This window comes from Romboutsia sp. MSSM.1001216sp_RTP31141st1_G3_RTP31141_220114 (genome assembly GCF_039031195.1).
Taxonomy (GTDB): Bacteria; Bacillota; Clostridia; order Peptostreptococcales; family Peptostreptococcaceae; genus Romboutsia_C; species Romboutsia_C hominis.
In genome coordinates this window covers 984193-996221 of sequence record NZ_JBCIUO010000001.1, presented here as the reverse complement: position 1 = coordinate 996221, position 12029 = coordinate 984193, and the positions used below count along the sequence as shown (strand labels likewise).

General features: G+C 27.2%; 13 protein-coding genes. All 13 read left to right on the top strand.

All coding sequences use genetic code 11. The annotated features are described in order from the left end of the window. Positions 1 to 281 precede the first annotated feature (281 nt). Positions 282 to 761 (top strand): ABC transporter substrate-binding protein, encoded by a 480-nt coding sequence (locus ABCP60_RS04990; protein WP_343101348.1) that lies wholly within the window; start codon positions 282 to 284, stop codon positions 759 to 761. 249 nt (positions 762 to 1010) lie between these two features. Next, positions 1011 to 1682 carry a DUF969 domain-containing protein gene (locus ABCP60_RS04985; RefSeq protein WP_092925603.1) on the top strand — a complete coding sequence of 224 codons (672 nt, stop codon included), beginning with the start codon at positions 1011 to 1013 and terminating at the stop codon, positions 1680 to 1682. A gap of 17 nt (positions 1683 to 1699) precedes the next feature. Then, a complete protein-coding gene (locus ABCP60_RS04980; RefSeq protein WP_343101347.1) occupies positions 1700 to 2632 on the top strand; it encodes a DUF979 domain-containing protein in 933 nt (310 codons plus the stop codon). A gap of 41 nt (positions 2633 to 2673) precedes the next feature. Further along, positions 2674 to 3315 carry a pyroglutamyl-peptidase I gene (gene pcp, locus ABCP60_RS04975; RefSeq protein WP_092925607.1) on the top strand — a complete coding sequence of 214 codons (642 nt, stop codon included), beginning with the start codon at positions 2674 to 2676 and terminating at the stop codon, positions 3313 to 3315. Next, positions 3309 to 3731, top strand: a complete 423-nt coding sequence (locus ABCP60_RS04970; protein WP_092925609.1) for a gamma-glutamylcyclotransferase family protein — start codon at positions 3309 to 3311, stop codon at positions 3729 to 3731. Before pcp ends, ABCP60_RS04970 begins: the two co-directional genes overlap by 7 nt. A 263-nt stretch (positions 3732 to 3994) precedes the next feature. Next, entirely contained in the window at positions 3995 to 5173 is a 1179-nt protein-coding gene (locus tag ABCP60_RS04965; RefSeq protein ID WP_092925611.1) for an MFS transporter, read from the top strand. Between the two features lie 178 nt (positions 5174 to 5351). Next, complete coding sequence (locus tag ABCP60_RS04960) at positions 5352 to 5906, top strand: sigma-70 family RNA polymerase sigma factor (protein WP_092925613.1); 555 nt, start codon at positions 5352 to 5354, stop codon at positions 5904 to 5906. Beyond that, entirely contained in the window at positions 5907 to 6974 is a 1068-nt protein-coding gene (locus ABCP60_RS04955) for a DUF4179 domain-containing protein (protein WP_092925615.1), read from the top strand. 257 nt (positions 6975 to 7231) lie between these two features. Further along, complete coding sequence (locus ABCP60_RS04950) at positions 7232 to 8296, top strand: rhodanese-like domain-containing protein (RefSeq protein ID WP_195581136.1); 1065 nt, start codon at positions 7232 to 7234, stop codon at positions 8294 to 8296. 71 nt (positions 8297 to 8367) lie between these two features. After that, positions 8368 to 8796 carry a hypothetical protein gene (locus ABCP60_RS04945; RefSeq protein ID WP_195581135.1) on the top strand — a complete coding sequence of 143 codons (429 nt, stop codon included), beginning with the start codon at positions 8368 to 8370 and terminating at the stop codon, positions 8794 to 8796. A 345-nt stretch (positions 8797 to 9141) separates the two neighbouring features. Further along, positions 9142 to 10362, top strand: coding sequence for an ABC transporter substrate-binding protein (locus ABCP60_RS04940; protein WP_195581134.1), 1221 nt, complete (start codon positions 9142 to 9144; stop codon positions 10360 to 10362). After that, a complete protein-coding gene (locus ABCP60_RS04935) occupies positions 10352 to 11212 on the top strand; it encodes an ABC transporter permease subunit (RefSeq protein WP_092925624.1) in 861 nt (286 codons plus the stop codon). Before ABCP60_RS04940 ends, ABCP60_RS04935 begins: the two co-directional genes overlap by 11 nt. Before the next feature lie 8 nt (positions 11213 to 11220). Next, positions 11221 to 12015: an ABC transporter permease gene (locus ABCP60_RS04930; RefSeq protein ID WP_343101346.1), complete on the top strand. Its 795-nt coding sequence runs from the start codon at positions 11221 to 11223 to the stop codon at positions 12013 to 12015. The last annotated feature ends 14 nt before the right edge of the window (positions 12016 to 12029 follow it).

The window sequence follows — 12029 nt, the reverse complement described above, 5'->3', positions numbered from 1 at the left end:
AAAGTATATCCACACTAGTATGTGTGTATATACTTTTTTATTTTTAAGTCTTACAAATACAAAGTAAAATCACAATAATTTAACAAAATATATATTTTATGCAATTTTTAATAAAAATCGATATACCTAGTATTGTATACTTAGTTTGATTTATATAAGCACTGTAAAAAGTTGCATGTCCTACTATAAGAAATAGATTTTGTGGAAATATATACATGTTGACATTAAAATTTCTTAAAAGTAATTAATGTTATAAAAATACTGATATACAGTTTGGAGTAATGACTGGAGCTTTTGTTGGTGGAGAAGCTGATTTTACAACTGCTTTTGAGCCAACAGGTACAGCTATGGAAAAAGAAGGCACTGGTTATATAGTAGCATCAGTAGGTCAAGATTCTGGTGAAATTCCATATACTGCATATTGTGCTACTAAGTCTTTTATGAGCGAAAATAAAGATTTAATACAAAGATTTACTAATGCAGTATATAAAGGACAATTATGGGTTCAAAGTGCATCATCAGAAGAGATTGCTAAAGCTATGCAACCATTCTTTGATGATATGAGCTTAGATGATTTAATATCAGTTGCTGATAGATATAAAGAAATAGATGCATGGTGTCAAGAACCTACATTAAAAGAAGAAAGTTTAAATAAACTAATGGAAGTTATGACTGAAGCTGGTGAGTTAGATAAAAAACCTCTATATAGTGACATAGTAACTACTGACTTTGCAGATAAAGCTATAAAAAGTATTGATTAATTAAAATAATTAACATAAATAAAAAAACCTATAAGTAAACATATTTAAATTTATGTTTATCGTTATAGGTTTTTTTATTTAAATATTTATATAAAAAATATTTTCAAAATTAAAATATTAAAAATATAAATAAAAATATTGTAAGAAAATGTTTTATATTGTATAATTTAATAAAATTGAAAAATATGAAATTTATGAAAAAAATTAAATTTCTGAAAATTTAAATTAGATAATTAGGGAGGAATAAAAATGATAAAACTAATAGGTGTTTTGATAGTTGTAATTGGATTTTTATTCAAAATAGAAACACTATTTACCGTATTAGTAGCAGGAATTGTTACAGGACTAGTATCTGGGTTAGATATAAACCAAATACTAACTATATTAGGAGATTCCTTTGTAGCTAACAGAGCAGTATCACTGTTTATATTAACATTACCAGTAATAGGTATACTAGAAAGATACGGGCTAAAGCAAAGGGCTATATATCTAATAGAAAAGATTGGAAAGATTACAGCTGGAGGGGTACTAAGCATATATATGTTTGCAAGACAAATAGCAGGTGCTTTATCAATAAGAATGAGTGGTCATCCTCAATTTGTTAGACCTTTAGTAAACCCAATGGCTCAAGCTGCTGCTATAAACAAAAACAATAAAATAAATGAAGAAGATGAAGAGGCTATAAAAGCATTATCAGCTGCTTCGGAAAACTATGGTAACTTCTATGGACAAAACTTATTTGCAGGAAGTAGTGGAGTATTACTTATAGCGTCAACTTTATCAGAACAAGGGTTTAATGTTACAGAATTAGAAATTGTTAAAGCTAGTATAATAATGGCTGTAGTTGCATTTTTAGTATCTGCACTTCAAAACTACTTATTTGATAGAAAACTAAATAAAAAATACAGACAAAATAATTAAATAAGGAGGAAAATTAAGTGCAAAATTTTATAAATATATCTTTAGAAATTTTTTACGCCATTATGGGGATTTTAATGATAGTTATAGCGATAAAATCGTATAAAACAATAGATAGCAATAAAAGATTTGGAACAGCTTTATTTTGGGTATTAATATCTATACCATTTATATTTGGGAAATTGATACCATCAAATGTAATAGGGCTAATATTAGTAGCTTCAAGTTTACTAACACTTACAAAGCAAGTTGTATTTGCTAAATATGAAACTCCAAGTGAAGAATTTGGACAAAAGCAGTCAGAAAAACTTGGTAATAAAATATTTATGCCATCATTAGTATTAGCACTTGTAGCAGTTTTAGTTGCAATGGCTTTAAAAGACTTTGGTAGTTCATCGCAATTTGCAATAGGAGCTGGTTCGGTAGTTGCATTAATAGCAGCATTTATATTAACAAAAGCAAAACCATCTACAACAGTAACAGATAGTGCAAGACTTTTACAACAGATGGGTCCTGCAAGTATGTTACCACAACTTTTAGTTGCATTAGGTGCATTATTTACTCAAGCTGGAGTAGGTGAAGTTATATCTAATATAATATCTGGAGTAGTTCCAGCAGATAGTAGATTCTTTGGAGTAGTGGCATATGTACTAGGAATGGCAATATTCACTATGATAATGGGAAATGCATTTGCTGCATTTGCAGTTATAACAGCAGGTATAGGTGTTCCATTTGTATTAAGTCAAGGAGCAGATCCGGCTATAGTTGGTGCCCTTGCACTAACAGCAGGATATTGTGGTACACTGTTAACTCCAATGGCTGCAAACTTTAACATAGTACCAGCAGCATTACTTGATATGAAAAAGCAATATGATGTTATAAAGTATCAAGCACCAGTAGCTATAATATTATTAGTAATTCATATATTTGCAATGTACTTCTTAGCATTTTAATTTGAAGTAAAGAATTAATATAAAGATAGGAGACGGTGAGTATGAAAGTTTTATTAACAGGATTTGATCCATTTGGTGGAGAAAAAGTAAACCCAGCTGAGGAAGCTGTAAAAATGGTAAAAGAAAATATAAATGGAGCTACCGTTATAAAGTTAACGATACCAACAGTTAGACATAAATCAGTAAAAGCTATAGAGGAAGCTATAGAAAAACACAATCCAGACATAGTTATATCTATAGGACAAGCTGGAGGAAGATATGATATAACTCCTGAAAGAGTTGCTATAAATATGGATGATTTTAGAATAAAGGACAATGAAGGAAATCAACCAACAGATGAGATAATAGAAGAAGATGGACAAGCTGCATATTTTTCAAACTTGCCAATAAAAGCTATGGTTAAACATATGAATGAAAATAAAATACCTGCTACAGTATCAAATACAGCTGGTACATTTGTATGCAATCATGTAATGTATGGAATAATGTACATGATAGATAAGAAATATCCAAATATAAAAGGTGGGTTTATACATATACCATATATGACTTCTCAAGTTATAGACAAGAAAAATACTCCATATATGTCTTTAGAAGAAATAGTAAAGGGTCTAGAATTAGCAATAGAGGCATGTACATTATATGATAAAGATATAAAAGCTGTAGGTGGAGAAATATGTTAATAGATAAAATATTTGTATATGGTAGTTTAAGAAGTGATATGTTCAATTATGAAAAACTTCTAAAAGGTAAGGTATCAAAAACTTGTAAAGCAACAATAAATGGAAATTTATTTCATTTAGATAATAAGGGATATCCAGCTGTTGTACCAGGGGATGGTACTATTATAGGTGAGCTAATGGAGCTTAAAGACTTTGATAAAAGCCTAAAAGAATTAGATGATTTAGAAAACTATAGTGAAGATAATAATATAAATTGTGAGTATTTAAGGAAAGAAATAGAAGTTATTCTAAAAGATGGAATAAAAGAAATAGCATATTACTATGAATATAATACAAAAGCTTTAAATAATTCAGAAGATAAATTAATTGAGATACCTCATGGAGATTGGAAAGAATATATTATAAGTAAAATTTAATATAAAAGAGATGTATAAAAGAGCGCAGATGGTAATCTGTGCTTTTTTAATTATTAAGATATTGCACTTATTTAGAAATAGTAAAAGATCTATAGGTTAAAGTTATAGCAAAATATTTACTTAAGTAAAAATAATTTTTTGATAACGGAATATGTAGTTGACTATATAAATTACATTGATAAAGTGAAGTGAATTTTTTATGTTATATAAATATTTTTATGATATAATAATTAAGGTTTAAAATAAAAACTTAAGGAGTAAATATGGACAAGATAAAAATGAGAAAGATATTATTTATAAATTTTATAACCATGGCGACCTTTAATATGGCACATCCTGTAACACCATCTCTTATAAACGCACTAAGCCTACCTACATATATGTTTGGTGTACTATACTCAACTATGGCAGTATCTCATTTTGTAATGTCACCTATATGGGGAAGTTTGTCTGACCAAAGAGGAAGAAAGAGATTTTTAGTTATTGGGGTAATTGGTTATGGTATTAGCCAACTAGGATTTGGATTTATAGAAAGTACACCACTTATACTTATGTTTAGAATAACTGGTGGAGCTATGTCAGTAGCATTTATAACTACTTGTATAGCTTATGTTAGTGATATATCTTCGAAAGAAGAAAGAACAAAATATATGTCATATCATACAGCAACTACATCAATAGCAAGTTCTGTTGGAGCTCTTATGGGTGGATTTAGTGGAAATTTAGGTTATAAATTTGCATTTTTTACTCAGTTTATATTATGTTTATTAGTTGCAGGAGTTATATACTTTGTTTTAGATGAAACTATTGATAAAAAGCTTGGTAAAATAGAGATTTATACTAAACATCTTAAAAAAGGAAGTAAGTCAACTTCATTAAATCCTACTGTAAGTATTATGATGATAGTTATGACTTTAATAACTATAGCAACAACTTCATATAATTCGACTATAAACTATTATATAGAATCAGTGTTAAATATGCCAACTACAGTTAATGGTATTGTTATGGCATTTGCTGGGGTTGTAGCTTTAATTATGAACTTATGTATAAATCCATATCTAAGTAAAAAATATAATGAAAAATACACTCTAATAGTAGCTTGTATGATAGCTGGAATAAGTATGATATTAGCATCATTATTTAACAACATATTAATTAGCTTTATGTTTATAATGGTATTCGTTGGAAGTAGTGCTTTAGTTACTCCTATACAACAAAGTATAGTATCAAAACTTGCAAAAGAAAATTATGGTGAAATAATGGGTATACAAGGATCATACAAAGCTATTGGTATGATTGTAGGATCTTTAGCATCTGGATTTATATTTGATATAGGTAATAAATTACCATTTATATTAAGTGGGATATGCTGTATGATAGTATGCTTACTTGTGCCAAGAGTGTGTTTAGAAGAAAAAACTGAAAAAGTTATTGCATAGATTAAAATTGCTAAATAAAATAACTTATATAAAATGCTAAATATTAATAAAAGCCATGAGTATGGAAGTCTATTCTATACACATGGCTTTTATTAATTAAAAAATAATTTAATTTAAGTGAAACTTATTATATATCTATTGCGTCTAATGAATGTAATACAAACAAAAGGAGAGGGATATGGGACAATTATTAATGTTAAGAAGGAGTAAAAATAAAGTTAGTGATGAGGATATAATAAAAAAAGCTATAAAGGGAGACAAAGATTCAATTAATGCAATTATAAATGAAAACAAAGAATACTTATATAAAACAGCTTTTTTGTATATAAAAGATGAAGAAGAGGCAGTAGAAGTATGCCAAGAAACAGTATATAAAGCAATTATAAATATACATAAATTAAAAAATCCAAAATACTTTAAAACTTGGATTACAAGAATACTTATCAATAATGTAAATGATAGAAATAGAAGTCAAAGTAAGGTTATATATGACATAAAAGCATTAGAAGAAGTTGAGGATATATCATATGAGAAATTGGAAGAGAAAATAGATTTATATAATGCTATAGATATATTAGAAGAAAAATTTAAAACTCCTATAATACTTCAATACTTTCAAGATATGACTATAAAGGAAATAGCAGACGTACTTGAATGCAATGAAAATACTATTAAAACTTACATAAAAAGAGGAAAAAAGAAATTATATAAGATATTAATGGAGGGGAAATAAATGAGCAAATTAGATAATATAAAGATACCAGATAACTTTGATTCTTCTATAGAGGTTGTTATAAATAAGGCTTTAAAGGATAAACAAAAAATAAAATTAAAAAAGAAAAAGCTTATAATAGCTGGATCAAGCATCATTCTTTTAGGAACTATGGCATTAAATAGTAAAACTACATGGGCTTATATAGAGAATATAACAAAACAAATAGAAGTTTTACTAGGAAGAGAAGAAAATGAATTTGATAAGTACAAGTTTGAAGGGAATCAAACTATTGAATCTAATGGGCTAAAAATTAGTCTAGGTGAAGTTATGTTAGATGATAGACAGCTAATAATTAGTATGAGTGTTGATTATTCCAATTTTAATGATAATTTAAATATAGAAACTTTATCACCATTATATCCAACAATTATTATTGATGACCTTGTATTTGAGGGACAGAGTAATTCTTGTGAAGTTGAAAAAGTAATAGGAGAAAAAAAAGGGAATATATTGTTTAAAACTAGTTTACTATCAATAGATACTGATGGAGATGGTGCATCTGACACTCCTTATGAAATATTAGATAAGATAGAAGGAAACAAAGACTATGACTTAAAGATTATTTTTAATGAAATGCATAACTATAGAAATGAAGAATTTGAAGCTATTAGGGGCAATTGGGAATTTAATACTATAATAAATGCATCAAATATATTAAATGATACTAAAGTACATAAAATAAATAAAACTTTTAAAATAGATGAAAATGTATATAAAGGAAATTTCACTATAGAGGAAATTAGGGTATCTCCTGTATCTGTTAAGATTAAATATAATTATGACTTATACACAGAACTTAGTGTTAATAAAAGAAGAGAACCAGTATTAATCGCAAAGGACGAAAATAATAATGAATTAATACATGGACCTGGAACTGGAGGAGAGTTAATTGATGGTAATTTATATATAGGTGATGAATTTGAACTAAAAGGAAATGAAAAAAAGATTAGTGTAATACCTTGTATATATATTGATGATAATCCTAAGATATTTAAAGATGCTATTGTTTATATAGATATAAATTAGAGAATTTAAATGTTGTATATTAACGTATAGAAAAAATAAATAATACCAATGTTAAGTATTTAAATTTTGTATAAATATTGGAGATTTATATGAATTATGATAAAATTATCGAGGTCAAATTTCAGTAAATTCAAATCTTTTAGATTTGTTTTTAAGGTAGCAATTTTTCTATGGGTTTAAATAATTAAGGGTGATATTAAGGGTAGCTATAAACACTCTCATTTTAAGAAAATGATAAAAAGTAACGGAGGACAATTATGAAAAGAAAATTAATTAGTGCACTAGTTGGTATTACAATGGTAGCCACAATGGCGGTAGGATGTAGTAGTCCTTCGAATGATTCTCAAAAAACAACAGAAACGAAATCAGATGTAAAGGCAGAAAAGGTAGATACACAAAAAGTCTTTGTATCACCTAAGTGGGTACAAAGTGTAATAGATGGAAATCAACCAGAGTCTAAAAATTATACTATATTAGAAGTTTCGTGGGGAACTTATAAAGACAGCCCAACTTATACAAAAGGACATCTTCCAGGAGCTTTACATGTGGATACTTCAAGTGTTGAATCAGAGCCGATTTGGAATATATCAGATCCTAAGGTAGTTGAAAAAGGTATGTTAGATTTAGGAGTTACAAAAGATAAAACTGTTATTTTATATGGAACAGATATTTCAGCAGTAAGTAGAGTAGCATATGCATATCTTTGGGCAGGTGTTGATAATGTAAAAGTTCTAGATGGTGGACTTGATGCATGGAAAAAAGCAGGGTATCAAACAGAAACTGAAGTAGAAAAAGCAACACCAGCAAAAGACTTTGGAACAACTGTTCCAGCACATCCAGAATATTGGATGTCTATAGAACAAGTTCAAGATAAATTAAAAAATGACCAAAACTTCCGTCTAGTAAGTATAAGAAGTAAAGATGAATTTGATGGTAAAACAAGTGGATACACTTATATTGATAGAGCTGGTGAGCCTAAAGGCGCAGTTTGGGGACATGCAGGAAGCAATCCATACAATATGGAAGATTATACACATAAAGATGGAACTGTTATAACTGCTGAAGAAATGGAAAAGTTATGGTCAGATTCTGATATAAATAAAAACAATGAACTTTCATTTTACTGTGGAACAGGTTGGAGAGCATCAGTTCCTTGGTTAATTGCTTATGATGCAGGATGGGATAAGATGACTGTTTATGATGGTGGATGGAATGAATGGCAAATGCATAATAATCTTCCTGTACAAGTAGGAGATCCAAATAGTGGTAATTGTGAATATACTATAGTGGGTAAACTACCAACAAACAAAGCTGCAAAATAAATAATTTAAAATAATCACTAAACTAATTGTAGTGATTATTTTAAATTACAGATAATGAGGTTGATATTTATATGGAAAAAATAAAAAAGATTTTTTATGTACTGACTACAACACTAGAAATTTTGCTCTTAGTTGGAGCGTATATGGTGAACTATTTTACACACAAAAAGATGGGAATGTTACGACATGTCGTACATAAAAATTATGTTTGGGAAGATAAATATCCTATTCAAACTATACAATATATTGCCATAATAGCATTGATAACATTAATGCTATTAGTATTAATACTATACATGAAAAGAAAAGTAAGGTTAAAAAAAATAGTAACTACTATGAGTATTACTATGGTTATACTTGTACTTTTCTTTATAGGATTTATATTGATATATTCAGCAGAAGAAATAAGAGCATTTTATTATATAAGCGTTATGTTTGGGTTAATGACATTAATACAGATTATTAAGACTTTTATAGGAGTTATTTGGTATAAGAATTAAAAATAAATGGTATGCTAAGTATCTTTATAAGAATTAAAAATAATTATATTCTATATATCAACAAAAAGGTATTGATGAACTCATCAATACTTTTTTATTTACCAAGGGAATTTATTTGATTGTAAATTGTTGTTAATCTATGAATTAAAGTTATAGTAACATATTTGGAAAAAGTAAAGGTATTCGCCTACACAGTAGCTCAAAAAAGAATTTTTGATTAGCGGACGAAGTCGTTTGAGTAACATGAGCGAATCGAATTTTTTAAATACATATAAAAAATAAAAAATAGATATATAACATAAGATAATATTGATAAAAAATAAAATAATACAAAAGGAGATAAATATGAAATTTAAAAGAAAGATAATAGGTGCTTTAAGTATAATTATGACTATAAGTTTAATTGGATGTTCAAAACCATCTACAAAACCAAAAGAAGTAAATGTTTCAGATAAAAAATATGAACAATTATTAGAAGAAGCTAAAGGGACTACTGTTAATTTCTATGGTTATGGTGGTAACGAAGTAATGAATAAATGGTTTGATACTTACATAATACCTCAGATGAAAGAAAAGTATGATATAACTGTAAAAAGAGTAGGTATGAATATAGATGAAATATTAAACAGTTTATTATCAGATAAACAAGCAAACAATTTAAAAGGAAATATGGATGTAGTTTGGATAAATGGAGAAAACTTTAAAACTGCAAAAGATAGTAATTTACTATTAGGAAAATTTACTGAAAAACTTCCAAACTTTAATAAATATGTAGATACAACTTCAAAAGATATAACTACAGACTTTGGAACAAAAGTAGATAATATGGAAGCACCTTGGGGTAAAGCACAATTTACAATAATAGAAAATGCTTCTAAAGTGGATAAAGAAATTAAAAACACTAATGATTTAAAAGAAGTAATAATGAAAAATCCAGGTAAATTTACATACCCAGCACCTCCTGACTTTACAGGTAGTGCTTTTGTAAGAAACGTAATATACGATATAGTAGGATATGAAAATGTAAAAGATTTACCAGTAGATGAAACAAAGGTAAAAGAAGTAATCCAACCTGCTATTAACTATTTAAAAGAAATAAAACCATACTTATGGAATAAAGGTAAAACTTATCCTTCAACAACTTCACAATTAGATAATATGTATTCAGATGAAGAAGTTTACTTTACAATGACATATTCACCAAATGTAATACCATCTAAAATAGAAAGTAAAGAGTTTAGTCCTAATACTAAGATAATAGAATTTGAAAAAGGAAATATAAGCAATACTCATTTCTTAACAGTACCATTTAATAGTCAAAATCAAGCTGGTGCTATGGTTTTAATAGATTACTTAATGAGTATAGATGCACAAGGTTCTAAAACATTTAGTAAAAATTGGGGAGACTCAACAATATTAGATATGAACAAAATACCTAAAAATGAAAAAAGTAAATTTAGTGATGAAATGATAGTAATAGAAAATGCTGTTCCAGAATTAAGAGCAGAGCTTGTTCCAATAATAGAAAAAATATGGACAAAAGAGGTTCTAGAAAGTGAACAATAAAATAAAACCATATATACTCATAGCACCAACAGCTATACTTTTGTTATTTATAATGGGGTATGGAATAATAAATTGTCTATTACAAAGTTTAGGATATTTTCCACAAATAGGTTTTAATGAAATAAATTTTAGTTATTACAAAGAGATTTTAAGAGAGACTTCTTTTTTGAAGTCTCTTCTATTTAGTTTAAATACATCCTTAATATCAAGCTTGATATCTGTAATACTTGGTGTTTTATTAGCCTATTTGTTAACTCAAGATAAGTACTCAAATTTTAGAAATACCGTGTTAAACTTGCCAATAATAATTCCACATATAGTAGTAGTATTTTTTATGGTAACAATATTTTCTCAATCTGGAATAATATCAAGAATTTTATATAATTTAGGTATAATATCTGATTCATCACAATTTATAAATTTAATATCTGATAAAAATGGTATAGGAATAATACTTGTATATTTATACAAAGGGATACCCTTTGTAGTAATAACAACTTATAATATACTAAGAAATATAAATGAGAAGCTAGAAAAAGTAGCACTAAATTTGGGTGCTAGCAAACTACAAAGTTTTAGATACATAACTTTACCACTTGCTATGCCATCTATAATATCTTCATTCATAATACTATTTGCTTTTGCTTTTGGGTCATATGAAGTACCATTTTTAATAGGGCCAAGTACACCTAAAGCATTATCAGTATTAGCTTACACTAATTATGTAAGTACAGATTTTAACCAAAAGGCATTATCTATGGTTATAAATATTATATTATCAGGCATAAGTTTTGTTTTATTAATAATATATAACAAAATTTTTTCAAAAATGTATAAGTATAAATTATAGGTGAGATTATGAAAAGTAAAAAAATAATTTTAGATATATTATTAATAGTACTTATAATACCAATTTCAATACTATTAATATGGACAATAACTAGTAGGTGGACTTATCCAAAGTTAATACCTACAGACTATTCTTTAAGAGGGTTTGAATATATATTAAATACTTATAATATAAAAATATTAATTAACAGTATATTAATATCAATAATAGTGATATTAATAACAATTATAATAAGCATACCAGCAGCTAAGGCTATATCAATATATGAATTTAGAGGAAAAAAATTATTTGAAATTTTAGTGCTATCACCAATAATTGTACCTATGATATCTATAGCTATGGGGGTTCACATTACTTTTTTAAGAAATGGTCTAGCAAATAATATAATAGGAGTAATAATAATAAATATATTTCCTTGTATTCCTTATGCAGTAAAAATGATAGCGGATATATATAATTTAGTAGGAGAAAAATTAGAAATACAAGCAAAGCTTTTAGGAGCAAATTCAATAAACACATTTAGATACATAACATTACCTTTAATATTTCCAGGAGTAATAGGTGCATCTAGTATGTGTTTTATAATTTCATTTAGTCAATACTTCTTAACTATGCTAATAGGAGGAGGTAATATAATTACATATCCTATGGTTATGTTTCCATATATACAAAGCGGAGATAGAACAGTAGCAGCACTATACAGTCTAGTATTTTTAATTGTAAGTATAGTAGTACTAATACTTGTAGAAGGAAAAATAAAAAAGTATTATTTAAATAATAAAAACAATTACTTTTTAGGATAAACCAATTTAAGGAG